The 281-nt window shown below is 37.4% G+C and carries 1 protein-coding gene; it reads left to right on the top strand.

Annotation, left to right across the window (positions count from 1 at the left end):
- Positions 1–281 (top strand): dynamin family protein (locus SB717_RS35190; RefSeq protein ID WP_410907539.1); only part of this gene is annotated, 281 nt, incomplete at both ends.

Here is a 281-nt window from a genome sequence, read left to right as displayed (position 1 = left end):
AGAATAGCTTAAAGTTGTTTGAAGTAATTCAAAAATATAAACGAGAGCAGCTTATGATAGCGTTCTGCGGTCACTTCTCAGCAGGGAAATCAACGATGATGAATCATCTATATAAAGCGCAGTTGTTACCAACAAGTCCAATTCCGACAAGCGCTAACGTCGTTAAAATTGAAAAGGGATTTGATCGTGTTGTTGTAACGATTAAATCTGGAGAACAGTACGAATATGACGGTGCATATTCAGCAGAAGAATTAAAGCAAATTTGTAAAGATGGCGATGAG

Origin of the sequence: Priestia sp. SIMBA_032, from assembly GCF_046535215.1 — a bacterium.
Lineage (GTDB): Bacteria > Bacillota > Bacilli > Bacillales > Bacillaceae_H > Priestia > Priestia aryabhattai.
The sequence above is the reverse complement of the archived record's forward strand: the minus strand, read 5'-3'. Positions and strand labels throughout refer to the sequence as shown.